Genomic DNA, 23,444 nt, shown 5'->3' with positions numbered 1-23,444 from the left:
TCCCGGGGGTCGGTTGCCGGACGAACATGTGCTGAACTGGGACGCGGCCAGCAATCCGTCCGTCCAGGGAGCCCTGTTGTCCCCCACCTACCGACAGCCCGGCGTCGTCCTCGCCGACCGCCACTTCACCGTGCCCCTCGACCACGACGACCCCGCCGGGGAGAGCGTCGAGCTCTACGCCCGCGAGGTCGTCGCGAGCGACAAGGCGGGCCAGGACCTGCCGTGGCTGGTCTATCTGCAGGGTGGACCCGGCTTCGGGGCGAATCGTTTCGTCGGGAAGCCGGCCTGGCTCGGCCGGGCCCTGCAGGAGTACCGCGTCCTCCTCCTGGACCAGCGCGGCACCGGCCACTCCACCCCGGCCAACCGCCAGACCCTCCCCCTGCGCGGGGGCCCCGAGCGGCAGGCCGACTACCTCGCCCGCTTCCGCGCCGACTCGATCGTCCGCGACTGCGAGGCGATCCGCCCGGCCGTCACCGGCGGCGCCCCCTGGACCGTCCTCGGGCAGAGCTTCGGCGGTTTCTGCACGGTGAACTACCTCTCCACCGCCCCGGAGGGCCTCAGCGCCGCCGTCCTCACCGGCGGCCTGCCCTCCCTCGACGCCCACGCCGACGACGTCTACCGGGCCGCCTACCCGCGCATCGAGCGCAAGGTCACCGCGCACTACGAGCGCTACCCGCAGGACGTGGACCGCGCCCGGCACATCGCCGAGTACGTCCTCCAGCACGAACCGGTCCTGCCGAACGGCTACCGGCTCACCGCGGAGGCCTTCCAGTCCCTAGGCATCCTCCTCGGCGGCGGCGAGGGCAGCCACCGACTGCACTTCCTCCTGGAACAGGCCTTCGTGCCCACCCCGCAGGGCCCGGCCCTGTCCGACGCGTTCCAGGAAGAGGTCCAGTCCCTCCTGTCGTACGCGAGCCACCCCCTGTACGCCCTGGTCCACGAGGCGATCTACGGCCAGGACCGGCGCCCCACCGCCTGGTCGGCCGAACGCGTCCGCGCCGAGTTCCCTCAGTTCGACGCCGCCAAGACCCTCACGGGCGACGGACCGCTGCTCTTCACCGGCGAGTCGGTCCACCCCTGGATGTTCGACTGCGACCCGGCCCTGCGCCCGCTGCGCGAGGCCGCCGAACTCCTCGCCGCCCGCACCGACTGGGCCCCCCTCTACGACCCCGCCCGCCTCGCCGCCAACGAGGTGCCGGTCGCCGCGGCCGTCTACCACGACGACATGTACGTCGACACCACCCACGCCCTGGAGACGGCCCGGGCCATCCGCGGGCTGCGCACCTGGGTCACCGACGAGTTCGAACACGACGGCGTACGGGCGGGCGGCCCCCGTGTCCTGGACCGACTGCTGTCCCTGACCCGCGACGAGGCCTGACCCGGGACGAGGCCTGGGGCGAGGGCACGTTGTCGGCGGCTCGGTCTAGTCTGCCGACATGACCGAGCCGAAGATCACGCAGCTTCAGCCCATGCCCGACGACTGGCGGCGAGCCCTCGCGGTCGTGGCCCATCCGGACGACCTCGAGTACGGCTGCTCGGCCGCCGTCGCCGCCTGGACGGACGGCGGCCGAGAGGTCGCCTACGTCCTCGTCACCCGCGGCGAGGCCGGCATCGACACCCTGGAGCCCGCCCGGTGCGGCCCGCTGCGCGAGCGGGAGCAGCGGGCGAGCGCGGCCGTGGTGGGTGTGTCGGAGGTGGAGTTCCTCGACCACCGGGACGGGGTGATCGAGTACGGCACCGCCCTGCGCCGCGACATCGCCGCCGCGATCCGTCGCCACCGGCCCGAACTGGTCATCACCCTCAACCACCGGGACACCTGGGGCGGCGTCGCCTGGAACACCCCCGACCATGTGGCGGTGGGCCGCGCCACCCTGGACGCGGCGGGCGACGCGGGCAACCGCTGGATCTTCCCGGAACTCCTCGACCAGGGCCTGGAACCCTGGGACGGCGTCCGCTGGGTCGCCGTCGCCGGTTCCGTCACCCCCACCCACGCGGTGGACGCGGCACCGGGCCTGGAGCGCGCCGTGCACTCCCTCCTCCAACACCGCACCTACATCGAGGCGTTGACGAGCCAGGACCCGGAGGCGTACGTGCGGTCCTTCCTGACGGAGCACGCCGAGGCAGCGGGGGAGCGGTTCGGCGGGCGACCGGCGGTCGCGTTCGAGCTCTTCGGCCGGTAACCGGGCCGCCCGGCGGCGCGATGGTCGGGCCGCGCGGACAGCGAGCCCCCTCGATGCCGACATGCCCGCCCGAATATTCCGGCATAGGGTGCATTTCGTCGGCTCGGCGGTTCAGGAGGCTCGGATGCCCGAACGTATCGACACCGTCGTCCGGTCCCGGACGGCCGTCGTCGCACTGGCGATGACCGCCGCGCTCACCCTGGTGTCGTGCGGTTCGGACGGCGGCAGCGGCGACGAGCCGTCCACCACCCGGCCGACCGCCCCCGACACGGGCTCCTTCTCCGGTACGACACCGACCCCGCTCAAGTCGAAGGCCGCTTCGGCCGTCGAGTCGGCGCGTGCCTCCGCCTCCGCCGCGGCGGCTTCCGCGTCGGCCGCCGCGTCCGCCTTCGAGGCCTCGGTGTCGGCCGAGGCGGAGCGGGCCAACCAGGCCGCCGAGAAGGAACTCAAGGACGTCGACGGGCGGGGCGACGCGATCTCCGACGTCGCCATGACCGGCACACCGCGCTCCCGGACCGGCGGGCTGCTCGCCGTCGTCGTCACCATCACCAACAAGACGTCCCAGGCCGCGTCGTACGCCGTCCAGATCGACTTCCTCGACGCCTCCGGCAAGGCCGTCGAGACGCGTTACGTCGGCGCCGAGGACCTCGAACCCGGCGAGAGGGCCCAGCCGCTCGCCATCAGCCGCAAGCCCGCCGAGCCGGCGCTGACGCCGAAGCTGGCCAAGGCGCAGCGGTATTGAAGCGCAGGGGTGTCGCGGCACGCCGGTATCGAGGAGGCGGCGTTCACAGTCCGGTACCGGTGTGATGGGATCGACTCGCCTTCACACGGCACCGGGATCGTCTTGGGGGGACGGCATGAACGAGACAGAGCTGCTCGCGGACCGCTTCGAGGAACACCGCGGCCACCTGCGGGCGGTGGCCTACCGCATGCTCGGCTCGCTGACCGAGGCGGAGGACGCCGTCCAGGAGACCTGGCTGAAGCTGAGCCGCAGCGAGGCGGGGGAGATCCGGAACCTCGGCGGCTGGCTGACCACCGTCGTCAGCCGCGTCTGTCTGGACCTGCTGCGCTCGCGCCAGGTGCGCCGCGAGAGCCCCCTCGACGACGCCTTCGACACCTTCGTTCCCGATCCGGTGATCCGCCCCCTGACACGGACCGACCCGGAGCAGGAAATGATCCAGGCCGACTCCGTGGGGCTGGCCCTCCTGGTCGTCCTGGAGACGCTGGAGCCCGCCGAGCGGCTCGCGTTCGTCCTGCACGACATGTTCGCGGTGCCCTTCGACGACATCGCCCCGATCCTGGAGCGCACGTCGGCCGCCACCCGGCAACTGGCCAGCCGGGCCCGCCGCCGGGTGCAGGGCGCCACGCCCTCGGCCGACCCCGACCTCGGCAGGCAGCGCCAGGTCGTCGACGCCTTCCTCGCGGCCAGCCGCGCCGGGGACTTCGAGGCACTGCTGGCCGTCCTTCACCCCGACATCGTGCTCCGGGTCGACTCCGGGGTCCTGGTCGCCGGCGCGGCCGCCTCGAAGCTGGTCCACGGCGCGAAGGCGGTGGCCGAACAGGCGCTGCTGTTCGGGCAGTTCGCCCCGCTCGCCCGGGTGGCCCTCGTCAACGGGGAGATCGGGATGCTCAACGCCCCCGACGGTCAGCTGCGGTCGGTCATGGGCGTCACCGTCGCCGACGGCCGGATCGTCGCGATGTACATCCTGGCCGACCCCGAGCGCCTCGCCGGCCTCGACGTGCCGGACGCCATCGACTGAGCCGGGCGGCCACGGTCGCCGAGCCCGGCCGCCCGGGCCCCGAGGACGTAGCCGTGGGGATGACCTGCGGGAAAGTAGGCTGGAAGTCATGCCAGACCCAGACCCGGACCGCACGACCGACCGAAGCGAACTGCGCGGCGACTGCGCGCAGTGCTTCGGCCTGTGCTGTGTCGCCCTGCCCTTCGCCGCCTCCGCCGACTTCGCGATCGACAAGGCGGCCGGCACGCCCTGCCCGAACCTCCGGGGCGACCACCGCTGCGGCATCCACACCGAGCTGCGCACCAAGGGCTTCACCGGCTGCACGGTCTACGACTGCTTCGGCGCCGGGCAGAAGGTCTCGCAGCTCACCTTCGGCGGCCGGGACCGGCGCACCGGCTCGCGCGAGGACGCCCGGCGGATGGTCGACGTCTTCCCGGTCGTCCGCCAGCTCCACGAACTGCTCTGGTACCTCACCGAGGCACTCGCCCTGCCCGCCGCCCGCCCGATCCACGCGGACCTGCGGCAGGCGCTGGCACAGACCGACGCCCTGACCCGTCGGACCCCCGAGGAACTCGGCGCGCTGGACGTGGGCGCGCACCGGCAGGAGATCAACGTCCTCCTGCTGAGGACCAGCGAGCTGGCCCGGGCGGGCATCCGCGGCAAGAAGAAGAACCGCCGTGGCGCGGACCTGATGGGTGCCCGTCTCAAGGACGCCGACCTGCGGGGCGCCAATCTCCGCGGTGCCTACCTGATCGCCGCCGACCTCACCGGCGCCGACCTTCGCGGCGCCGACCTGATCGGCGCCGATCTGCGCGCCGCCGACCTCACGGACGCGGACCTGACCGACGCCCTCTTCCTGACCCAGCCGCAGCTCAACGCGGCCCGGGGCGGCGAGGGCACCCGGCTGCCGGGATCAGTCACCCGCCCCGCGCACTGGACAGCGCGGCCCTGACTCCGCCGCCCGGTCGGCAGCGGCCGTAGCTGCGGAGCCCGCGCCCGAACCGGCTGGACCGGCACAACCGACCGAATCGGCAGAACCGGACGAATCGGGAGTGCCGGTCCCACTCACCGCACCGGCCCGCCGCTCCAGACGGAGCCGCAGTCCCTCCGGCATCAGCGTCAGCCGTTCGGTCACCCGCAGCCGGTAGTCCGGTTCGGGGTACAGCTCGTAGCGGCGCAGCAGCAGGCCGAGGACCAGCACGGCCTCGTGCAGGGCGAACTGCCGCCCGATACAGGCCCGCGCCCCCGTGCCGAACGGCTTGTAGGTGTGCGGGGGACGGGACCGTACGGCCTTCGCCTCGAAGCGGTCCGGGTCGAACGCCTCCGCGTCGGCACCCCAGGCCGTCCGGTCGCGGTGCAGCATCGGTGTGATCACCAGCGTCCAGGCGCCGCGCCGCATCGGATGTGTGCCGGCCAGCGCGGTGTCCTGCCGGGCCTCCCGGGCGTAGGCGGGTGCCGTCGGCCACAGTCGCAGGGTCTCGTCCAGGACGCGGCGGACGTAGCGCAGCTTGGCCACCTGGTCGTAGCCGGGCAGGGGTGTGTCGCCCCAGACCTGGTCCACTTCGGCCCGGGCGCGGGCGGCGACGTCCGGGTGCCGGGCGAGATAGTGCAGGGCGAAGGACAGGGCGCCCGAGGTGGTCTCGTGACCGGCGACCAGGAAGGTGATGACCTGACGCCGGACGTTCTCCGCGGACAGGCGCTCCCCGCTCTCCGGGCGGGCCGTGTCCAGCATCCGGTCCAGCAGGTCCCCGCCCCCGTCCCCGCGCGCGGAACGCCGGGCGTGGACCAGGTCGTCGACCGTCCGGTCGAGGAAGGCGATGTCGGCCTCGTTGCGGCGGGCGGCCCGGCGCAGCAGCAGCGGGAACGGTGTCGTGTTGAGCTGCTGCGCGTAGGTGAGCGTGCCCACCATCGCCGTCACGAAGGGGTGCGGGCGGGCGCGTTCGAAGGAGCGGAAGTCGTGCCCGAAGCCGGTCCGCGCGATGGTCTCCAGGGTCAGTTTCGTCATGTCGCCGGGCACGTCCACCGTCCGGCCCGCGACCAGTTCGCGGTCCCAGTGGTCGGTGAGCCGGCCGGCCACCGCCAGCATCATCGGGTGGTAGCCCGCCATGGCCTCCCGGCTGAATCCCGGGGCCAGGACGTCGTGCGCCAGCTGCCAGTTGGGCTCGTGGTTGTACGCCGTGAAGAGGCCGTCCCCGGCGACCGGCCGCAGGTTGGCGACCCCGAGTCCCACGTGCTTGGCGAACCGTGACTCGTCCGCCAGATCCGCCACGAGGTCGGCGCCCCAGGTGAACACGAACTCCCTGCCGATCGCCTTGCGGCGGAAGATCGGCCCGAGCCGGCGGGCGTAGCGGAGGGTGTCCTGCAGCGGTGTGGTCCGACTGGCCCCGAGGACGTCCCCGAGCAGAGGGAGCCGCCGGGGCGGGTGCGGAATGCGGTCCAGCTCGGGCCAGCCCTGCTCGGCGCCGCGGAATCCGGCGGGCAGCCCGGCCTCGGTCGTGGTCTCCGCCATGGCCCCATCTCCCTTGATGCAGCGACAGGTTGGACGTGTTGTACGTGGGTTCAACAACGCGTTCCAGTCTGATCCCGCTGTTGAACCGACGTCAAGTAAAGTGCGGGCATGGCCGCGAACCAGGGCGAACGCGCACGGCGTCGGCTCAGCACCGAACAGCGCCGCGAGCAGCTGCTGTCGGTGGGGGCGCGGCTGTTCTCGGAGAGCCCCTACGACGAGGTGTGGATCGAGCAGGTCGCCGAGATCGCCGGAGTCTCGCGCGGACTGCTCTACCACTACTTCCCGACCAAACGGGACTTCTTCGCGGCGGTCGTCGAGCGCGAGAGCGGGCGGATGCTGCGGATGACGGCGGCCGTGCCCGGCGTGCCGGTGCGCGAACAGCTCGCCGCCGGTCTCGACACCTACCTCGAGTACGTCCAGGCCCACGCGCACGGCTACCGCGCCTTCCATCGCGCGGACGCCTCGGGGGATCTGACCGTGCGTACGGTCTACCGGCGGGCGCTGGCCGCGCAGGAGCGGCAGATCCTCGCGGCCCTGGCGGCCGATCCGGAGTTCGGCCCGCTCGCGGAGGAGCGGCCCGACCTGCGGCTGGCGGTCCGGGGCTGGCTGGCGTTCATCACCGCGGTCAGTCTGGAGTGGCTGCGCGGCTCGGACCTCTCCCGGGAGCAGGTGCGCGACCTGTGCGCCCGGGCGCTGCTCGGCGTCGTCTGATCCGCGGGTCCCTCACCTCTTCCTGGGACATTCCTGGTCGGCCGTGGTTGGCTTCGGCCCTGATCTTCGATAGGTTAGGCAAGGCTTACCTAAGGAGGATTTGGGATGGGTGACAGCCAAACCTGGACGGCCGCGCCTTCCGCAGCGGAGTGGGCCAGGTCGGTGCTCGCCGCCGCCTGGTCGTGCGCGGTGACCGCGGAGGGCGGGCGCGAGGAGTTCGTCGGTGCGCACACCGTAGCGGAGGACGGGCGGGTGCTCCTGCACGTGCCCGAGGACAGCACCCTGCTCGCGGCCGCGATCTGCGCGCCCCGCGGGGAGCCGTCCGCCGTCCTGGAGTTCGCGGACGTCGCACCCGTCCCGGTCCGCAACCGGATCCGGGCCCGGCTGTGGATCGCCGGATGGTTCGTCCCCGAGGAGGGCCATCTCGCGTTCCAGGCCACCCGGGTGGTGCTGCGCAGGCCGTCCGGCGCGGTCGTCGTGGACCTCGACGACTTCGCCACCGCCGCACCCGACCCGCTGGCCACGGCCGAGGCCCGGCTGCTCACGCACCTCGCCGACTGCCACGGCGACGCGGTCGAGCGGCTCACCCGCCTCGTCGAATCCGACAGCCTGCACGGCGCTGTCCGCGTCCAGCCCCTCGCCGTCGACCGGCACGGGCTGACGCTGCGCATCGAGCGCGCCCGGGCCCACGGCGACGTACGGCTGGCGTTCCACCGGCCCGCCGACGACGTCGCCCAGCTCACCGAGCGCATGCACGTCCTGCTCACCCAGGCCGCCGCCGCCACCTGCCCCCGGGCCCTACAGCGGCAGCGCACAGACGGCGACGGGTGACGCGAACGGCTCGCCCGCGAGCCGCAGCTCACCGCTGTCCCCGGCCACGTGGAACACGCTCACCGTGTTCGACCTCTGGTTCGCCGCGAACAGCAGCGTCCCCTCGGGCGAGAAGGCGATCTGCCGCGGGAAGTCACCGGAGACCGGAACCGTGTCGAGCAGCCGGAGCCGGGCACCGTCCGCCTCCACCGCGTAGCGCGTGAGGCTGTTGTGTCCCCGGTTGGCGAGATAGGCGTACGCGCCGTTCGACGTCACCAGGATCTGCGCCGGGTAGCTGGTACCCGAGCCCGTCCCCGTCGGCTGGGCGTCGCCGACGTCGAGTCGACCGCTGTCCGGGTCGTACGCGCAGACCGCGACCGTGTTGTCGACCTCGTTGGCCAGGTAGGCGTACCGCCCGCCGGGGTGGAAGGTCAGATGCCGCGGTCCGGCGCCGGGCCGGGTGTGTGCCTGGGCGACCTCGGTCAGCCTGCCGGTCGCCTCGTCCAGGCGGTAGGTGTACACGGTGTCCGTGCCCAGGTCGACGGCGAGCACATGGCCGCCGTCGGGACTCGTCACGAACTGGTGCGCGTGCGGGCCCTCCTGGCCCGGCCCGGGTGCCGGACGGGAGTGCGTGACCAGGTCGGAGCGCTCGCCGAGCGCTCCCGAGGCGTCGATCGGGTGCACGGCCACGCTGCCGGACGTGTAGTTGGCGCTGAGCAGCCAGCGCCCGCCGGGATGCACGGACAGATGACACGGGCCGGCGCCGCCGGTGCTCCGGCTCCCCAGGACCTTGCGGTCGGACAGCCGCACGGCGGTCACCGCACCCGCGTCCTGCTCGTCGACCGCGTACAGAGTGCGCCCGTTCGGATGCGTCGCGAGGTACGACGGGTTGTCGATCCCGGTGATCGTGCCGGTCCCGGTGACACGGCCGTCGGTGGCGTCGTAGGTGGCCAGACCGATGCCCCTGCCGCCGCCCTCCACGGACGTGTAGGTGCCCAGGTAGAGGGGGCGGGGGCCGGAGGGCGCGGGGCTTCTCGCCGGGGCGCTCGTGCTCGCCCCCGCGGCCGGGGGGTCGGCCGCGGAGTCGGCCGTCGGGGGCGTGTCCCCGCACGCGGGCAGCATGGCCCCCGCGCCCGTCCCCGCCAGGGCGCCGACGAATCGCCGCCTGCTCCAGCCCTCACTGCCCATGCGCACACCTCAGGTCCTCGGTCGTCCCCGTGAAGCCACCTTGGCGTGGATCACCCACCCCGTGCAACAACGGCACCACGCGTTGCCCAGGACGCAACGAACACCTCGGTCACCGGCCGCCCGCCACGAGCCGTCTGCGATGAGCCGTCGATCACCGGCCGTCGGCCGCCTGTCACCAGTCGCCGTCCTCCACCGGCTTTCCCGGCGCGTCCTTCAGCGGCTGCACCTGGTGCGACGAGGGCGCCTGCCAGGGCTCGTGGTCGTCCCCGAGCCAGTCGCCGACCGGCTGGACGTCCTGGAGGGTGCCGGTGGGTGCGAGATCCTCCGCGTCCTGGTCGTAGTAGTCGAACCAGGGCAGCCCGGCCCGGGTGTACGCGGCACGGTCCACGGGCGACGGCGGGGGAGCCTCGCCGGTGATGCGACGCCACTCGGGAGGCGTCACCAGATGCACGAACACCCGCCCCGCGGGCCGCTCGGCCCAGTCCGCGGGCGGCCGGTCGTCCCGGTAGACCTCCTGGCGCATCGAACCGCCCACCCCGAGGCCCATGGCCGCGGCGGCCCGAGGCCGGCCCGGCGCCGCGGGGGCCGGAGCCGCACCCCCGGCGGGAGCCGCCGCCATCGGCATCGCGGCGCCGTAGGCCTTGCCCGGCCTCGCCCTGGTCAGCTCCGCGCGGAGCCGCTCCTCCTCGCGCCAGCGGGCCAGCGGCCCCTCCCTCAGCCCGAACGCCTGCAGTTGTACGCCGCCCCAGACCTCCTCGCCCGTGACCTGGCCCTCGACGGTCGCGCCGAGTCCCAGCGGCACGGCCACGAACTGGCGGACCGTGCCCTTGCCGGAGTTGATGCCGTCCAGCCACGGCTGACGCGGCAGCACGACGTAGTTCTGCGGATCGCGGGAGAGCTCCTCGCTCCAGGGGCGGCCCGACACCGCGCACACCTTGCCCACCCCGACCTGGAGCGCGGCCGGCTCCTTCGTGCCCGAGAAGCTCAGCCACATCGCCTCGCGCAGGTACACCGGCAGCATCACCCCGCCCCGGGCCCGCCACGCCTGCGGGACGGTGTCCGGGAAGTCGCTGACCCGGCGGACGGGGAACTCGCCGAGCCCCGGCGGCAGCGGATGCGTCCCGGTCTCCGGCAGCCGCAGTGTGCGTACGAACCGCACCGCCGCCCCGCCCGGCAGCCGCAGTGTGTTCCCGTCGATCCGCACGCTCGTGTCGGTCATCCGCCCGCCCCCCTGTCCGGTCCCGGAGGCGGAGAGCCTCACGGTGACCTCGTCACCTTCAACGTCGCTCGGCCGCCGTGCGGTTCCGGCGCAGCGGTTCGGGCACCCGCAGACTCTCCCGCAGCCGGGTCAGCCGCGGCGAGCGTTCGCGCTGTTCGCGGGCGGCGCGGTCGAGTTCCTCCAGGAGGCGGCGCGAGCGGTGCTCGGTGTCGAGCTCGTCCAGGATGCGGTTGACCTCGGTGAGGACGGCACCGTAAAGCTGCCACTGGCGGGCATCGCGCCGCACTTCCTCCAGCAGGAGCCGGGCCAGTCTGTCGCGGGTCGTCGAGGCCTGCCGAAGCTCGGTGCTGAGCCGGGACTCCGCCGATTCGGCGTTCTGGCTCACCGGGCTGGTGACCAGGACCGCGAAGCTGACCACGGCGTCCGCCACCTCCGACAGCAACTGCTCCACCGGGGCGCCGGTCCGCCCGGGGAACAACGGCTCCGGGTGGCGTGCCTTGGCGAGATCGGTGAAGGTGCGCGCGAGGACCCGCAGCACGACCGTGCAGATCTCCAGCGTGTCCAGGCCGGTGCGCAGCACCACCCGGTGCAACAGGCCTTCCTTGACGCGTGGGTTGAGCCGCAGACTGTCCTCGGCCTGCCGCAGCGCGGCGTCCACGTCGATGATGTCGTGGTCGAGGCGGCGCGCCTCGTGCAGATGGGCCGTCGCCCGCTCGACGGGGGTGCGGCCCGCGGCCTCCTCGCCCATCCGGAGCATCAACTGCCGTACCCGGCGGGCCAGTCCCTCGATCGACTCGCCGGCCTCGCCCACCCACACCGGCGGGGCGAACAGCAGATTGCAGCCGAGCCCCACGACCGCGCCGATCAGGGTCTCCACGACCCGCGCCCAGGCGGTGTCCCCGACGGTGGTGACCCCGAGCACCAGCATCGCGCTGATCGCGACCTCGGGCACGAACTCGTTGACCCGCACCAGATGTCCGACGGCCAGCGCGGCCACGATCAGCAGTCCCAGGCTCCACCAGGTCAGCCCCACCAGCAGACTGAAGGCGATGGCGACGAGCACCCCCGCCACCACGGAGTTCACCCGGCGGACCCCGGTGGTGAGCGTGGCGTAGAGGGTGACCTGGACGACCAGCAGCGCGGTCAACGGCGCGGTGAGCGGCGCCGCTTCCGGACTGAGACGCAGCGCGATGACGTAGGCGATGGTCGCCGCGGCCGACGACCGCAGGGCCTGTACGACGACGGGGTCCCGGTGCCGCTTCACGAAGCGCACCAGAGGCATCGTCCACTCACGCACGTCGCGCATCCTCCGGGTGCCCCTTCCACTTCGGCGTCCGGCACGTCAGTGTGCCGCACGACCGCCGCCGGGCCTCGGCAGGCCCGTGCTGCACCGCCTACCCGGACGGGGATCAGGCGTCGAGCCGGTCGAGGAACGCGGACAGATTGCCGGTCGTGCGGGCGATCTGCTCCTCCAGGGTGAGGCTCTCCTCGAAACGGGACCCGGACTCCAGAGCCTTCTTGCCGCGCAGATAGAGGGAACACGCCAGGTCGGTGCACATGTAGAGGCCCACCGAGTTGCCCTCGCGGCCCGCCGGGCCGGCCTTGCGGGCCGTCATCAGGGAGACCCCGCCTCCCGGATGGGTGGTGAGACAGAGCGAGCACATGCTGCGGTGCAGAAAGCCGCGCCTGGAGGCCGGGAAGCGCAGGGTGACGCCGACGAGTCGTCCCGCCCGCTCCGTGACCACGTAACTGCGGTCGGGTGCTCCCGGATCGCGCCAGCCCAGGAAGTCCAGGTCGTCCCAAGGGCGTTCGGGCAGATCCCGGGGGACGGCCAGGCGTTTGGCCTCGCCCTTCGAGCAGTTGACGAAGGAGGTGCGGATGTCGTGCTCGGTGAGTGATCTCATGGGGGAGTCTCCTGGGGGGCGAATGCCGACACTGAAACCTAGGGGTATTAGGTTGTGTCAGGTTAGGCAGCGGCAGCGGGGAGAGGCCAGTGGATTTCCGGGACATCGGTTCGGCGCGCGCACGGACCGCCCTGCGGCACGTGGCGGCGGGCTCCGCGGGGCCCGCCGTCGCCCCCGACCTGCGCATCACCCTGAACTTCCACCCGGACCGGCTGGTGCGCGCACGGCCCATCCTGCACGCGATGGCCGAGGACGGCACCTATCACTCGCAGTTCGTCACGGGCACCGGCAACGGCGGCCTCACCGCGCATCCGGGCGGCGACCGGTGGCGCTGGGAGAGCCGGATCTTCGGCGGGGCCTACGACGACGCCCCCGCCCACGACCGGCCGGTGTACGGCGCGTTGGACTTCCGCCGCCAAGTGGTCGGCGCGGCGCCGAGGTTCGGCTCCTCCCACTTCCGCCTCACCGGCGCCACGCTCGCCCGCGCGACCTTCTGCTACCCCGACAGCGCGGCCGAGCCGACCGACTTCGGCGTCGCGGCCGGCATGTCCCTGATCGCGCGGGCCGAGGCGGAGAAGCGGGACGCCCTCGACGACTACATCGAGGCCCAGGTCCACGCGGGCCTCGTCCTCGCCCGTGATGTGGAGGCCCTCGTCCTGGACGCGAGCTACCGAGGCACCCCCGTCGAGACGGCGGCCCGCCTGCTGCCCTGCCCCGTCGAATGGCACCCCGGCTACCGGCTCACCGTGGCGCGACTGCGCCGCCACGCCGACTTCCGGGGACGGGAGTACGCGGACCTCGGCGCCCGCATCGCCCAGGACGGCCGGCTCGACCCGCGCATCATCGGCGACGCGGTCCGCACCGGCCGCCACGCGCTGCAGGACCTGAAAATGGTGTGGCACACCCTGGCCCGGTTCGGAGCACCGGAGGGTGCGGGCACGGCGTACGCGGGCACGGCGTGGGCCGACGGGTCGGGGCGGCCGGCGGGCCCTGCCGAGGCGACCGACACCAGGCGGACGCCTCACTCCGGCGGTACGGGCCGCTCCGGCGACGCGGATGCGGACACGGGTGTCGGTGGCCACACCCCGGCGGCCAGCACGCCCAGCGCATAGGCCCGGGCGACCAGTTCCGTACGGTTCGCCGCGCCCCAACGCGCGGACAGGCGCCGCAGGTGGTAGGTCACCCCGTCCACGGTGAGGCCGGTCTCGCGGGCCGCCCGGGCCGTGGTCGCGCCGCCCGCGAGCAGCGCCAGGACGCGGGCCTCGACCGGCGCCACCCGGACCGGTGCCTCCCCGGACGCCTGCGGCTCGCGCTCGCCCAGCACCCGCAGCATCACCAGCAGCGACGGCGTCACCTCCACGCTGTCGCTCACCGGGTCCGCCGTCAGCTCGCCGTACCGCCGCGCCCCGCCGGGCGCCTCCCAGCGCACCGACACCTGGTAGCGCGACCGGTGCCGCAGCCGCAGCGCCTCGGCGATCCGCTCCACCTGCGTCGCCTCCTGCGGCCGGAACAGCTCCAGCACATCCCGGCCGCGCAACCGCCCCGGCGTCGCCCCGCACTCCGCCGCCATCGCCGGATTGGCGAGCAGGACGGCACCGTACACATCACACACCGCGACCGGTACCGGGATCCGGTCGAAGAGCAGCAGGGCCCGATTGCGCCACGTCACGGCATCGGGCCGCTCGCCTTCCATCCGCACCTCCTGCCACGCCGGAACACCCGGCGCAAGGGCCGGCCGCCTGCATGTACTACACAATCATGTAGTCGGGCGGCATGGACCCGCAGGGCCGGTGGATCAACCTGGACGCAGTACTCCCGTACCGCGAAAGGCAGTTGTCGCGCCATGCCCCCCACCGCGCAGACCGCACCCTCCCTCCCCTCCGGCGCAGGCATCCCCCTCGTCGACATCTCCGCCAACGGCCCCGGCCGCACGCCGATCCAGCAGATCATGGGGCTGATGCGCGAGCACGGCTCGCTGGTGGTGCGGCGGCTGCACGGGCGGGACGTCACCTTCGTCGCCGATCTCGACCTCGTCACCGAACTCGCCGACGAGCGCAGGTTCGCCAAGGCCATCGGGCCCGCGCTGGAGAACGTGCGTGAGTTCGCCGCCGACGGGCTGTTCACCGCGTACAACCACGAGCCCAACTGGGCCAAGGCCCACGACATCCTGATGCCCGCGTTCGCGCTGGGCTCGATGCGTACCTACCACCCGGTGATGCTGGACGTCGCCCGCCGGCTCATCGCTTCCTGGGACCGGGCCGCCGGCGCCGGGCAGCCGGTGAACGTCCCCGACGACATGACCCGGATGACACTCGACACCATCGGCCTTACCGGGTTCGGCTACGACTTCGGCTCCTTCGACCGGGAGGAGCCGCACCCCTTCATCGAGTCGATGGTGCGCTGCCTGGAGTGGGCCATGACCCACCTGGCGCGCACCCCGGACGGCGACCACACGGCCGAGGACGAGGCCTTCCGCGCCGACGCCGGCCACCTCGCCCAGGTCGTCGACGACGTGATCGGCGCCCGGGTGGCCTCCGGCGAGACGGGCTCCGACGACCTCCTGGGCCTCATGCTCTCCGCCACGCACCCGCAGGACGGCACCACCCTCGACACCACCAACATCCGCAACCAGGTGATCACCTTCCTGATCGCCGGGCACGAGACCACCTCCGGCGCGATGTCCTTCGCGATGTACTACCTCGCCAAGCACCCGGCCGTGCTCCAGCTGGTGCAGCGCGAGGTGGACGGACTGTGGGGCGACGCGGCCGACCCCGAGCCCACGTTCGACGAGGTCGGACGGCTCACCTACACCCGCCAGGTCGTCAACGAGGCACTCAGGCTGTGGCCGACGGCCGCCGCGTTCAGCCGCCAGGCCCGCGAGGACACCGTGCTCGGCGGCCGGCTCCCGCTGCGTGCCGGGGAGGCCGTCACCGTGGTCGCGCCGATGCTGCACCGGCAGTCGGCCTGGGGCGACAACCCCGAGCTGTTCGACCCCTCCCGCTTCACACCCGAGGCGGAGGCCGCGCGTTCGCCGCACGCCTTCAAGCCCTTCGGGACGGGTGAACGCGCCTGCATCGGACGGCAGTTCGCCCTGCACGAGGCGACCATGCTGCTCGCGCTGCTGGTCCACCGCTACCGCCTGCACGACCACGCCGACTACCGGCTCACCGTCAAGGAGGCGCTCACCCTCAAGCCGGACGGCTTCACCCTCACCCTGATCCCGCGCACCGCCCCGGACCGGGTCCACGCGGCGCTGCCGGGCGCCGCCGCCGTCCACGAGCACGCCACGGCCGCCGCCAGCGCGCTCCCCGCCCGGGTCCGCCCCGGGACCCGCGCCCTCTTCCTGCACGGCAGCAACTACGGCACCTGCCGCGACTTCGCCGGCCAACTCGCCGACGAGGCCGCCGCCGTGGGCTGCGAGACGGAGGTCGCGCCGCTCGACGCCTACCCCGACGGCCTGCCCACCGACCGCCCAGTAGTGATCACCGCCGCCTCCTACAACGGCCAACCCACCGACGACGCCCGGGAGTTCGCCGCCTGGCTGGACAGCGCCCCCGACGCGAGCGGTGTCACCTACGCCGTCCTCGGCATCGGCGACCGCAACTGGGCCGCCACCTACCAGCACGTGCCCACCCGCTTCGACGAACGCCTCGCCGACCTCGGCGCCACCCGCCTCCTGGACCGCGCCGCGGGCGACGCCTCCGGCGATCTCACCGGCACGGTCCGCGCGTTCACCGCCGAACTGCGCACCGCGCTCCTCCAGGCCTACGGTGACCCGGACGCCACCGCGGCACCCGAAGGGGAGCCGGCGACCGCCTACGAGGTCCGGACGCTCACCGGGGGACCGCTGGACGCCCTGGCCGATCGGCACGACCTGGTCCCGATGACCGTGACCGACGCCCACGACCTCACCGCCCCCGGCCACCCCCGCCTCAAGCGGCTCGTCCGGATCGCCCTGCCCGCCGGCACCACCTACCGCACCGCCGACCACGTCACGGTCCTCCCCGCCAACGACAAGACCCTGGTCGAACGGGCCGCCGACGCGTTCGGCGTCGACCCGGACGCCGTACTGGACATCCGCCCCACCCGCCCGCGCCGCGACGGCCTCGCCGTGGACCGGCCGTTGACGGTGCGTCAACTGTTCACGCATCACGTGGAGTTGCAGCAGCGCCCCACCGCCGGCCAACTGGCCGCGCTGGCCGCCGCCAACCCGTGTCCGCCCGAGCGCGCCCAACTGGCCGCCCTCGTCGACGACCCGCGCACCCTGGTGGAGGTCTTCGAGTCGCACCCCGCCCTGCGCGGCGCCCTCGACTGGCCCGCGCTCCTCGACCTCCTCGCGCCGCTGCGTCCCCGCCACTACTCGGTGTCCTCGTCCCCGGCGGCCGACCCGGACCACGTCGACCTCATGATCTCCCTGCTGGAGGCGCCCGCCCGCTCGGGCAACGGCACCTACCGGGGTGTCGGCTCCGCCCACCTCGCCGGCGTCCGGCCCGGGGACACCGTCCTGGCCCGCGTCCAGCCCTGCCGGGACGTCTTCCGCGTCGACCACTCCCGGCCGGTCGTCATGATCGCGGCGGGCACCGGCCTCGCCCCGTTCCGCGGAGCCGTCGCCGACCGGGTCGCCGCCCTGGCCCGGGGCGAGGAACTCCCGCCCGCGCTCTGCTACTTCGGCTGCGACGCCCCGGACGCCGACTTCCTGCACGCCGACGAACTCCGGTCCGCCGAGGCCGCCGGGGCGATCCGGCTCCGCCCGGCCTTCAGCGCCGCCCCGGAGGGCGCGGTGCGGTTCGTGCAGCACCGGATCGCCGCCGAGGCGGACGAGGTGGGGGACCTCCTCGACGCGGGCGCCCGGGTGTATGTCTGCGGCGACGGAGCACGGATGGCACCGGGTGTGCGGGACGCGTTCCGTACCCTGTACCGGGAGCGCACGCCGGACGCCGACGACACGGCTGCCGAGCGGTGGCTCGGCCAACTGGTGGCGGCCGGGCGTTACGTCGAGGACGTGTACGCCGCGGGCTGACCCGAACGGAGGGGCGGTCGCGGGTGGAGAGCGTGGACGGCGATGTACAGGACGCGCAGGACGCGGAGCATTCCTGGGAACGGGCCCGGCTCGTCCTGGAAGAGGCGGGCCTGCCCGCCGACCGGCTCACCCGCGTCCGGCCGCTGACCGGGGGCACCTACAACACCGTCGAGGAGATCGCCCTCAGCGACGGCAGCCGTTACGTGCTGAAGGTCGCCCCCGCACCGACCGTGCCGGGACTGCGGTACGAGAGCCGACTCCTGGTCTCCGAGGCGGAGTTCTACCGCGCCGCCGCCGAGGCCGGGGTCGGGGCTCCGCACGTGGTGGCGTTCGGCGCGGACACCGTCGTACCACGACTCCTGATGACGGCCTGCCCCGGACAGCCGTGGAACGGATCCCTGGAGGACTCCGAACGGGACTCCCTGCGCAGGGAGTTGGGGCGTCAGGTGGCTCGGCTGCACCGCGTGCACGGGCCCGGCTTCGGCTACCCGTCCGGCGCCCTCGGGCCGCTCGCCCCCGACTGGCGCACCGCCTTCGGCGCCATGATCGAGGCGATCCTGGAGGACGCCCTCCGCTACCGGGCCGCGCTGCCCCGGCCCGCCCGGCAGGTGGCGCGCACGCTGCGAGCCGCTCTCCCCGCGCTGGACGAGGTCACCACTGCCTGCCTGGTCCACTTCGACCTGTGGAACGGGAACATCCTGTTGGACCGGCCGGCGGGGGAGGAGCCGCGTATCGGCGGGCTCATCGACGGGGAGCGCATGTTCTGGGGCGACCCCCTCGCCGACTTCGTCTCCCTGGCGCTGCTGGGTGACATCAAGAAGGACGAGGCGTTCCTCACCGGCTACCGGGAAGCCGGCGGGCGCGCGGAGTTCGACGCCCCGGCCCGGCTCCGCCTGGCCCTCTACCGCGCCTACCTCTACCTGATCATGATGACCGAGACGGTTCCGCGGGGAGCCGACGCCGATCAGTGCCGCTGGGTCCAGGACGTGGTCGCGCCGGAACTGGTGGCGGCGCTGGAGGAGATCGAGGAGGGGACCCGGGGAGGAATCCGGGAGGTCTCTTAGCTCACATCATGAACTAAGGGTTGGAGGAATGTCGCGCCCTGCCTGCCCGCAGGGGTATGTTGCAGGCCGGGCAGGGGTCGGGAGGAGCCACATGGCGGGGCGCAACGGGCGAACGGTACGCGATCTGAGGCGGGCCAACCGTACGGCCGTACTGCAGCGGCTCTACTTCGACGGGCCCCTCAGCCGCTTCGAGCTCGGCCCCGCGACCGGGCTCAGCTCCGGCTCCGTGAGCAACGTCGTCTCCGACCTGGTCACCGACGGCCTGGTCGAGGAGGCCGGCAGCGTCGACTCCGACGGCGGGCGCCCCCGCACCCTGCTGCGGGTGGCACCCGGCAGCGGCCACATGATCGGCGTCGACGTCGGCGAGACCCGGGTCCGGATCGAGCTGTTCGACCTCACCCTCACCGAACTCGCCCGCGCCGAACGCCCGTTGACCCAGCAGCGCTACGACGTCGACGTCATCGTCGGCCACATCCGCGACGGCGTCACCGAGGTGCTGGCGGAGACCGGCATCGCCCCCGAACAGCTCCTCGGCGTGGGGATCGGCGTCCCCGGCATCGTCGAGCACACCCCCGAGCGCGGTGCCGTCGTGCACGGACAGACCATCGGCTGGGACGCCGTCCCGCTGGAGGAGCTGCTGCGCACCGGCATCCAACTCCCCGACACCACCCGGTACTTCATCGACAACGGCGCCAAGACCCTCGGCCAGGCCGAGATGTGGTTCGGCGGCGGACGCGGGGCCCGCAACGCGGTCGTGGTGCTCTTCGGCTCCGGCGTCGGCGCCTGCCTGGTCACACCCGAGGTGGAGCACGGCCGGGCGGTCGAGTGGGGGCATCTGACGGTACGGGTCAGGGGGCGCCGGTGCCGGTGCGGTGCCCTCGGCTGCCTGGAGGCCTACGCGGGAGCCGAGTCGCTGCTGGAACGCTGGCGCGAGGAGGGCGGACGGCCCCTGCGGGACACCGACGAGGAGACCGCGCTCACCGCCATGCTGGCCGCCGCCTACCCGGCCGACGGCGGTGACGCCGACCCGGTCGCCCTCGCCGTCCTGGAGGAGACCGCCGAGTACCTGGGCGCCGGCCTGTCCGACCTGATCAACCTCTTCCAGCCCGAGCGCATCCTCATCGGCGGCTGGGCCGGACTCCAGCTCGGTGCGCGGTTCCTGCCGGCCGTCCGCCGGCACGCGGTGTCGTACGCGCTGCGTCACCCGGCCGAGAAGGTCACCGTCGACCTCGGCCGGCTCGGGCCGGACGCCGTCACCGTGGGCGCCGCGATCCTCCCGCTCGCCGACTTCTTCGCCCGGGGCGGCAGACGCCCCGAACCGGCGCCCGAGGGGCCCGCGCCCGCCTGGCGCGCGGCCCTGGAGGAGCGGGCCCCGCACTGACGTTTCGCTGGTCACCGCGGAGGTACCCGCGTCTCGCCGAAGCGAAGCGAAGGGAGTACACCGTGGACGAGCACCGTAGCGAAGGACCCGGCGAGAACGGGGTGCCTGTCCCGCGGGATCTGCCCGACCAGCAGGCGCACGACGGCGACGACCCCTGGGAGCTCGGCACCGGCCGAGCCCAGGGCGACACGGTCGACACCACAGGGGCCGCGGAACCGGACGGGTCCGACGACGCGTCCGACGACGTCCCGGACACGGACGAGGCGGGCACCGGCCGGCAGGGCGCCGCGCACTCGGGCGCCGCACACCCCGAGCACCCGGTGCCGGACGAGCCCTCCGCGTAGGCGGTGAGCCCCGTACCGCCGGGGCGGACCGAGCATCCCGGCCGCGCATCCGGCCGGTCCGCTCGACCCGCCCGGCCAGGGCCCGGTACCGGTCGTACGGCGACCGGTACCGGGCCCTGGCCGTCGGCGCACCCGGCGTGCCGTACGGGCCCCGGGAAGGCGACGCGTCCGGGGATCTGCCCGGCCGGGAGGGGTCCTAGCCGGCGAAGGCGTCCACTCCCGTCCGGCGTGCCGACAGCTCCCACAGGCGTTCCGCCTGGTCCGGGTCCACGGCGTAGTCCTTGACGCCGGTGCGCTCACCGTCGGCCGGGGCGGGTTCGGCGAGGTCGCAGTCCTCCAGGTAGACGCCGCCCCGACCGTCCAGCTGGGGGGAGGTCGCGGCCCAGACCTGGGTGGCGGCGCCTTGCTGCGGGGTCTTCATGCCCTGGAGCGGGAGGGCGTTGCCGTCCTCGTCGATCCAGCCGTTGGCCACCATCTCCTCCCTCGGCAGGTGTCGCTGGAGCGGGGTGAGGATGCCGCCGGGGTGCAGCGAGAAGGCGCGCACACCGCGGTCCCGGGCGAGCCGGTCGAGGTGCACGGCGAACAGGACGTTCGCCGTCTTCGCCTGGCCGTACGCCTGCCACTTGTCGTAGCCGTCCCGCCAGTCGACGTCGTCCCAGCGGATCCCGGAGAAGTGGTGGCCGCGCGAGGAGACCGAGACCACCCGCGCGCCGCCCGGCTCGATGGCCGGCCACAGGCGGTTGACCAGGGCGAAGTGGCCGAGGTGGTTGGTCGCGAACTGCGCCTCCCAGCCGGGTCCGGTCCGGGTCTCGGGGCAGGCCATGATCCCGGCGTTGTCGATGACGAGGTCGAGGGTGCGGCCCGAGGCGAGGAACCGCTGCGCGAACGTGTGCACGCTCTCCAGGTCGCCGAGGTCCAGCTCGTCCACCTCGACGCCGTCGAGGCCGGTCAGGGCCTCGCGTGCGACGGCGGGGCGCCGGGCGGGGACGACGACCCGGGCGCCGGCCCTCGTGAGCGCCCGGGTGGTCTCCAGGCCGAGCCCGGAGTAGCCGCCCGTGACGAGCGCGAGCCGTCCCCTCAGGTCGATACCGGCCAGGACGTCGGCGGCGGTGCTGTGGGCGCCGAATCCCGAACCGATCTTGTGCTGTGCGGTGCTGGCAGTGCTCATGACCGGAACGCTACGAATTGGAGTGCTCTCGAAGTCAAGCCCGCCCCGCCGGTCGTCGGCGAAGGCCCCGCCGTCCGTCGACGACACTGCCCCGGACACGGGGAAGCCCCGACCGGACGGGGGAATCACGGTCGGGGCTGGTTCAGGTGTGGGCGCGGATGGCGGTCGCCTCTCGGCGAAAGGCTCCACAGGGCTTCAGCCGAACGATCGTCCCTGTGGGCAAAAGGTGAGGCCCGGGGACACTGTCCCATCCGCACCCACGATCTGTTCAACGGGCAACCACCCGTGGATGTTCCGTCGGCCGCCGCCGCACGGGGTGATCCGTGTCACGGGCACCGGCCGCACTGGATCGCGCCCCTCAGGAGCCGCCCGCCACCCGCTCCGGCACCTCGCCCTCCCGGCTCCATGCCAGCAGCTCCGCCAGGGACCAGGTGGTGACCACCCGCTCGGCGGGTACCCCGCACTCCTCCGCCCGCGCGCACCCGAGGATCTGCCAGTCCAGCTGGCCGGGGGCGTGCGCGTCGGTGTCGACGGAGAACAGCACGCCCGCGTCCACCGCCCGGCGCAGCAGTCGCCGCGGCGGGTCGAGCCGCTCCGGCCGGCTGTTGATCTCCACGGCCGTGCCGGACTCGGCGCACGCGGCGAACACCTCGTCCGCGTCGAACTCCGACTCCGGCCGCTCCCGGCCCGTGACCAGCCGTCCCGTGCAGTGTCCGAGGACGTCCGCGTGCGGATCGCGTACGGCGGCCACCATCCGGCGGGTCATCGAGCGGGCGTCCATCCGCAGCTTGGAGTGCACGGACACGACCACGACGTCCAGCCGCTCCAGCAGCTCCGGCTCCTGGTCGAGCGAGCCGTCGTCGAGAATGTCGCACTCGATGCCGGTGAGCAGCCGGAACGGGGCCCAGGTCGCGTTGAGCGCGGCCACCACGTCGAGCTGCTCGCGCATCCGCTCGGGCGAAAGCCCGCGTGCCACGGTCAGCCGCGGCGAGTGGTCGGTCAGCACCGCCCACTCGTGTCCGAGCTCCGCCGCGGTCCGGCCCATCTCCTCGATGGGGCTGCCGCCGTCCGACCAGTCGGAGTGCAGATGGCAGTCTCCGCGCAGCAGGGCTCGCAGCCGTTCTCCGCCCTGGGCGGCCGGGGCCGCGGCCCCGCTCTCGTCCTCCAGTTTCCGCAGGTAGTCGGGCACCCGGTCGTCCAGTGCCTCCCGCACCACCTGGGCCGTCCTCGGGCCGACCCCCTTGAGCGACTCCAGCGTGCCCGCCTCCGCCCGCTCACGCACCTCGCCCTCGGGCAGGGCGGCCAGCACCCGGGCCGCGGTACGGAAGGCGCGCACCCGGTACGTCGGCGCCAGGGAACGCTCCAGCAGGAATCCGATCCGCTCCAGCGCCCGCACGGGATCCATGGCCACCTCCTCCTCCAGGGTTCCCCAGGCCCGGGAGGGCCGCACCCCCACGGCGGGGTGGCGGACCGTGCGGGGCGCGGGTCGGGCGGCGGTCGCCGATCTGCCGGGTGGGTGACGTGCGCGAAGCCGTCCCGCGCGTTGAGATCTACGCTCTATGCATGACCGAAATCGGGAGCCCTTACATGTCCCACCCGCGGATCATGGTGCTCGGGGTGCAGCCGGGCAGGCCGGGCACGGAGCCCTTCCGGATCGTGGAGATCGACGGCGAGGTGGTCGGGGAGGCGAGGACCCTCTTCGACGTCCTGTCGGCGGCGGCAGCCTTCGGCATCACCGTCCATGACCTCGACGACCCGGACGTGGTCCGCTGGGTGGGCGGCGACAAGTTCACCTGGACCCGGCGCTGACCGGCCTGCTCAGCCGACCGTCCACGTCCGGTGGGCACCGCCCGAGCAGGTCCACCGCTGCAGCCCGGTGCCGTTGGCCGGGTTGTTCCCCGTCACGTCCAGGCACTCGTCCGCCTGAGGGTTGACGATGTCGCCCGCCGCGGAGACGGCCCGTCTCTGCTTGGCGCCGCCGGTGCGGTCCCACAGCTGGACGGCCGAGCCGTCCGCGGTGCCGTTGCCCGTGACGTCCAGACACGTGCCCGGCGCCCGGAGCGTGCCGTCCGCGCCGACGGTCCACCGCTGGGCCGTGGGGGGGGGGGGGGGGGACGACCCCCCCCCCCCCCCCCCCCCCCCCCCCCTCCCTCCCCCCCCCCCCCCTCCCCCCCCCCCCCCCCCCCCCCCCCCCCCCCCCCCCACGT

The 23,444-nt window shown here is 73.6% G+C and carries 21 protein-coding genes and 1 pseudogene; 13 read left to right on the top strand and 9 right to left on the bottom strand.

Features of this window, described 5'->3' with window-relative positions:
* Positions 1 to 76: 76 nt before the first annotated feature.
* The 5 genes from ACZ5VD_RS06205 (at position 77) to ACZ5VD_RS06185 (ending at position 4,871) form a co-directional block, all read left to right on the top strand.
* Positions 77 to 1,378 carry an alpha/beta fold hydrolase gene (locus ACZ5VD_RS06205; protein ID WP_468681656.1) on the top strand — a complete coding sequence of 434 codons (1,302 nt, stop codon included), beginning with the start codon at positions 77 to 79 and terminating at the stop codon, positions 1,376 to 1,378.
* Positions 1,379 to 1,436: 58 nt separating this feature from the next.
* The gene (locus ACZ5VD_RS06200) at positions 1,437 to 2,180 is read left to right on the top strand and encodes a PIG-L deacetylase family protein (RefSeq protein WP_468681097.1); all 744 of its coding nucleotides are present in this window, start codon (positions 1,437 to 1,439) and stop codon (positions 2,178 to 2,180) included.
* A 124-nt stretch (positions 2,181 to 2,304) separates the two neighbouring features.
* Entirely contained in the window at positions 2,305 to 2,922 is a 618-nt protein-coding gene (locus ACZ5VD_RS06195; protein ID WP_468681095.1) for an FxLYD domain-containing protein, read from the top strand.
* Positions 2,923 to 3,037: 115 nt separating this feature from the next.
* Positions 3,038 to 3,940, top strand: a complete 903-nt coding sequence (sigJ, locus tag ACZ5VD_RS06190) for an RNA polymerase sigma factor SigJ (RefSeq protein ID WP_468681093.1) — start codon at positions 3,038 to 3,040, stop codon at positions 3,938 to 3,940.
* Positions 3,941 to 4,028: 88 nt separating this feature from the next.
* Positions 4,029 to 4,871: a pentapeptide repeat-containing protein gene (locus ACZ5VD_RS06185; RefSeq protein ID WP_468548582.1), complete on the top strand. Its 843-nt coding sequence runs from the start codon at positions 4,029 to 4,031 to the stop codon at positions 4,869 to 4,871.
* Here the strand turns inward: ACZ5VD_RS06185 and ACZ5VD_RS06180 are convergent.
* Positions 4,833 to 6,428 carry a cytochrome P450 gene (locus tag ACZ5VD_RS06180; RefSeq protein ID WP_468548583.1) on the bottom strand — a complete coding sequence of 532 codons (1,596 nt, stop codon included), beginning with the start codon at positions 6,426 to 6,428 and terminating at the stop codon, positions 4,833 to 4,835. The genes ACZ5VD_RS06185 and ACZ5VD_RS06180 overlap by 39 nt on opposite strands.
* 108 nt (positions 6,429 to 6,536) lie before the next feature.
* Here ACZ5VD_RS06180 and ACZ5VD_RS06175 point away from each other — a divergent pair, with 108 nt between their 5' ends.
* Positions 6,537 to 7,139 (top strand): TetR/AcrR family transcriptional regulator, encoded by a 603-nt coding sequence (locus ACZ5VD_RS06175; protein WP_468548584.1) that lies wholly within the window; start codon positions 6,537 to 6,539, stop codon positions 7,137 to 7,139.
* 105 nt (positions 7,140 to 7,244) lie between these two features.
* Positions 7,245 to 7,970: a DUF2470 domain-containing protein gene (locus ACZ5VD_RS06170; RefSeq protein ID WP_468681092.1), complete on the top strand. Its 726-nt coding sequence runs from the start codon at positions 7,245 to 7,247 to the stop codon at positions 7,968 to 7,970.
* On the opposite strand, the gene ACZ5VD_RS06165 is transcribed toward ACZ5VD_RS06170, so the two are convergent.
* From ACZ5VD_RS06165 to ACZ5VD_RS06150, 4 genes are all read right to left on the bottom strand, one after another.
* Complete coding sequence (locus ACZ5VD_RS06165; protein WP_468681090.1) at positions 7,938 to 9,137, bottom strand: lactonase family protein; 1,200 nt, start codon at positions 9,135 to 9,137, stop codon at positions 7,938 to 7,940. The genes ACZ5VD_RS06170 and ACZ5VD_RS06165 overlap by 33 nt on opposite strands.
* Positions 9,138 to 9,309: 172 nt before the next feature.
* Entirely contained in the window at positions 9,310 to 10,356 is a 1,047-nt protein-coding gene (locus ACZ5VD_RS06160) for a hypothetical protein (protein ID WP_468681088.1), read from the bottom strand.
* A 58-nt stretch (positions 10,357 to 10,414) separates the two neighbouring features.
* On the bottom strand, positions 10,415 to 11,662 hold the full coding sequence (locus ACZ5VD_RS06155) for an FUSC family protein (RefSeq protein ID WP_468548588.1): 1,248 nt from the start codon (positions 11,660 to 11,662) through the stop codon (positions 10,415 to 10,417).
* 103 nt (positions 11,663 to 11,765) lie between these two features.
* A complete protein-coding gene (locus tag ACZ5VD_RS06150) occupies positions 11,766 to 12,260 on the bottom strand; it encodes an FBP domain-containing protein (RefSeq protein ID WP_468548589.1) in 495 nt (164 codons plus the stop codon).
* An 89-nt stretch (positions 12,261 to 12,349) separates the two neighbouring features.
* On the opposite strand from ACZ5VD_RS06150, the gene ACZ5VD_RS06145 reads away from it, so the two are divergent.
* On the top strand, positions 12,350 to 13,372 hold the full coding sequence (locus ACZ5VD_RS06145) for a DUF3626 domain-containing protein (RefSeq protein WP_468681085.1): 1,023 nt from the start codon (positions 12,350 to 12,352) through the stop codon (positions 13,370 to 13,372).
* Here ACZ5VD_RS06145 and ACZ5VD_RS06140 read toward each other — a convergent pair.
* The gene (locus ACZ5VD_RS06140; RefSeq protein ID WP_468681083.1) at positions 13,282 to 13,953 is read right to left on the bottom strand and encodes a PAS domain-containing protein; all 672 of its coding nucleotides are present in this window, start codon (positions 13,951 to 13,953) and stop codon (positions 13,282 to 13,284) included. The genes ACZ5VD_RS06145 and ACZ5VD_RS06140 overlap by 91 nt on opposite strands.
* Positions 13,954 to 14,103: 150 nt before the next feature.
* Here ACZ5VD_RS06140 and ACZ5VD_RS06135 point away from each other — a divergent pair, with 150 nt between their 5' ends.
* The 4 genes from ACZ5VD_RS06135 (at position 14,104) to ACZ5VD_RS06120 (ending at position 20,069) form a co-directional block, all read left to right on the top strand.
* Positions 14,104 to 17,280, top strand: a complete 3,177-nt coding sequence (locus ACZ5VD_RS06135; RefSeq protein WP_468681081.1) for a cytochrome P450 — start codon at positions 14,104 to 14,106, stop codon at positions 17,278 to 17,280.
* Positions 17,281 to 17,312: 32 nt separating this feature from the next.
* Complete coding sequence (locus ACZ5VD_RS06130) at positions 17,313 to 18,344, top strand: phosphotransferase family protein (RefSeq protein WP_468681079.1); 1,032 nt, start codon at positions 17,313 to 17,315, stop codon at positions 18,342 to 18,344.
* 91 nt (positions 18,345 to 18,435) lie between these two features.
* Positions 18,436 to 19,725 carry an ROK family protein gene (locus ACZ5VD_RS06125; RefSeq protein ID WP_468681076.1) on the top strand — a complete coding sequence of 430 codons (1,290 nt, stop codon included), beginning with the start codon at positions 18,436 to 18,438 and terminating at the stop codon, positions 19,723 to 19,725.
* Between the two features lie 62 nt (positions 19,726 to 19,787).
* A complete protein-coding gene (locus tag ACZ5VD_RS06120; protein ID WP_468681074.1) occupies positions 19,788 to 20,069 on the top strand; it encodes a hypothetical protein in 282 nt (93 codons plus the stop codon).
* A 196-nt stretch (positions 20,070 to 20,265) separates the two neighbouring features.
* Here the strand turns inward: ACZ5VD_RS06120 and ACZ5VD_RS06115 are convergent, their stop codons facing one another.
* Entirely contained in the window at positions 20,266 to 21,237 is a 972-nt protein-coding gene (locus ACZ5VD_RS06115; protein WP_468681072.1) for an SDR family NAD(P)-dependent oxidoreductase, read from the bottom strand.
* A 358-nt stretch (positions 21,238 to 21,595) separates the two neighbouring features.
* Positions 21,596 to 22,642 (bottom strand): PHP domain-containing protein, encoded by a 1,047-nt coding sequence (locus tag ACZ5VD_RS06110; protein ID WP_468681070.1) that lies wholly within the window; start codon positions 22,640 to 22,642, stop codon positions 21,596 to 21,598.
* Between the two features lie 158 nt (positions 22,643 to 22,800).
* On the opposite strand from ACZ5VD_RS06110, the gene ACZ5VD_RS06105 reads away from it, so the two are divergent.
* Positions 22,801 to 23,046 (top strand): hypothetical protein, encoded by a 246-nt coding sequence (locus ACZ5VD_RS06105; RefSeq protein ID WP_468548598.1) that lies wholly within the window; start codon positions 22,801 to 22,803, stop codon positions 23,044 to 23,046.
* Between the two features lie 9 nt (positions 23,047 to 23,055).
* Here ACZ5VD_RS06105 and ACZ5VD_RS06100 read toward each other — a convergent pair.
* Positions 23,056 to 23,331 (bottom strand): annotated as a pseudogene (locus tag ACZ5VD_RS06100) (ricin-type beta-trefoil lectin domain protein); the annotation flags it as partial.
* Between the last annotated feature and the right edge of the window lie 113 nt (positions 23,332 to 23,444).

The sequence above is a fragment of the Streptomyces sp. NPDC032822 genome, assembly GCF_055578825.1.
Note: the sequence above shows the minus strand (reverse complement) of the source record. Positions and strands in the feature narration are given on the sequence as shown.

Bases quoted from the DNA above. Each gene is read 5' to 3' on its own strand.
- ACZ5VD_RS06200 (WP_468681097.1), top strand. From the start codon at position 1,437: ATGACCGAGCCGAAGATCACGCAGCTTCAGCCCATGCCCGACGACTGG.
- ACZ5VD_RS06195 (WP_468681095.1), top strand. From the start codon at position 2,305: ATGCCCGAACGTATCGACACCGTCGTCCGGTCCCGGACGGCCGTCGTC.
- sigJ (WP_468681093.1), top strand. From the start codon at position 3,038: ATGAACGAGACAGAGCTGCTCGCGGACCGCTTCGAGGAACACCGCGGC.
- ACZ5VD_RS06185 (WP_468548582.1), top strand. From the start codon at position 4,029: ATGCCAGACCCAGACCCGGACCGCACGACCGACCGAAGCGAACTGCGC.
- ACZ5VD_RS06180 (WP_468548583.1), bottom strand. From the start codon at position 6,428: ATGGCGGAGACCACGACCGAGGCCGGGCTGCCCGCCGGATTCCGCGGC.
- ACZ5VD_RS06175 (WP_468548584.1), top strand. From the start codon at position 6,537: ATGGCCGCGAACCAGGGCGAACGCGCACGGCGTCGGCTCAGCACCGAA.
- ACZ5VD_RS06170 (WP_468681092.1), top strand. From the start codon at position 7,245: ATGGGTGACAGCCAAACCTGGACGGCCGCGCCTTCCGCAGCGGAGTGG.
- ACZ5VD_RS06165 (WP_468681090.1), bottom strand. From the start codon at position 9,137: ATGGGCAGTGAGGGCTGGAGCAGGCGGCGATTCGTCGGCGCCCTGGCG.
- ACZ5VD_RS06160 (WP_468681088.1), bottom strand. From the start codon at position 10,356: ATGACCGACACGAGCGTGCGGATCGACGGGAACACACTGCGGCTGCCG.
- ACZ5VD_RS06155 (WP_468548588.1), bottom strand. From the start codon at position 11,662: ATGCGCGACGTGCGTGAGTGGACGATGCCTCTGGTGCGCTTCGTGAAG.
- ACZ5VD_RS06150 (WP_468548589.1), bottom strand. From the start codon at position 12,260: ATGAGATCACTCACCGAGCACGACATCCGCACCTCCTTCGTCAACTGC.
- ACZ5VD_RS06140 (WP_468681083.1), bottom strand. From the start codon at position 13,953: ATGGAAGGCGAGCGGCCCGATGCCGTGACGTGGCGCAATCGGGCCCTG.
- ACZ5VD_RS06135 (WP_468681081.1), top strand. From the start codon at position 14,104: ATGCCCCCCACCGCGCAGACCGCACCCTCCCTCCCCTCCGGCGCAGGC.
- ACZ5VD_RS06125 (WP_468681076.1), top strand. From the start codon at position 18,436: ATGGCGGGGCGCAACGGGCGAACGGTACGCGATCTGAGGCGGGCCAAC.
- ACZ5VD_RS06115 (WP_468681072.1), bottom strand. From the start codon at position 21,237: ATGAGCACTGCCAGCACCGCACAGCACAAGATCGGTTCGGGATTCGGC.
- ACZ5VD_RS06110 (WP_468681070.1), bottom strand. From the start codon at position 22,642: ATGGATCCCGTGCGGGCGCTGGAGCGGATCGGATTCCTGCTGGAGCGT.
- ACZ5VD_RS06105 (WP_468548598.1), top strand. From the start codon at position 22,801: ATGACCGAAATCGGGAGCCCTTACATGTCCCACCCGCGGATCATGGTG.